Below are 949 nucleotides of genomic sequence, written 5' to 3' on the forward strand. Positions count from 1 at the left end.
AATTGCAGAGAGCGCCGCCGCCATCGTCAGTGCTCTACAGAAAACCGGTCACACGGCTCTGCCGCGCAGACTCCTAGCCTAAATGTGACAGTGGTTGGTAATCCATGCCGCCCGCAAGGGCGGCGGTGGTGGGCCAATAGATGATTTTCAGAGCCTTACTGCCCGTTGACGCCCAATCCCTCGAGCGCGAGTCTAGCCGCAGCGGCGATGACGGCCTCGCTGTGCTTGTCATCCTTGTTAGGCGCCCGGGTGTAGACGGCCAACACAATAGGTGCGCGCCCAGTGGGCCAGACGACGGCATAGTCATTTGCCGTGCCATACACTCCGCAGGTTCCGGTTTTGTCTCCGACTGCCCAGTCTGCCGGCACCGCCGCGCGGATGCGGTGGTTGCCGGTCGTGTTTCCCTTTAGCCAATCAACAAACTGCTGCCGCTGCGGCGCAGCCAGTGCAGAGCCCAGTGTCAGTTTTTGTAAGCTTTCCGTCACGGCGCGCGGCGATGAGGTATCGCGCGCATCGCCTGGGATGGCGGAGTTCAGCTCCAGCTCCCAGCGGTCCAGACGGAACGTGGTATCGCCGATAGAGCGCATGAAGGCCGTCAGCCCGGCCGGGCCGCCCAACTCCTTCAGCAACAAATTGGCGGCGGCGTTATCACTGTATTGCACGGCGGCCGCGGACAGCTCCGCCACCGTCATGCCTGTTGTCAGATATTTTTCCGAGATGGGTGACCACGGAACCAGCGCATTTTTGCCGTAACGGATGGGTGTGTCCAGCAAGCCGGCCTGCTGCTGGCTGCGAGCCAGCACAGCGGCAGCAAGAAAGCCCTTGAATGAGCTGCACAGTGGGAAGCGCTCCTCAGCGCGGTAACTTACAGTTGCGCCTGAGCCGGTATCCATCGCGTACACACCGATGGAGCCGCCAAAGTCCTGTTCGAGTTTAGCGAATGGTTCCG

Annotated in this window: 1 protein-coding gene; it reads right to left on the reverse strand. The window is 61.3% G+C overall.

The window, feature by feature from the left end; genetic code table 11:
• Positions 1 to 155: 155 nt before the first annotated feature.
• Positions 156 to 949: carbapenem-hydrolyzing class A beta-lactamase (bla, locus tag ABD361_RS30390; protein ID WP_088912091.1), on the reverse strand; the 794-nt coding region annotated here is incomplete at its 5' end.

The organism is Streptomyces luteosporeus (assembly GCF_039532865.1).
GTDB lineage: Bacteria > Actinomycetota > Actinomycetes > Streptomycetales > Streptomycetaceae > Streptomyces > Streptomyces luteosporeus.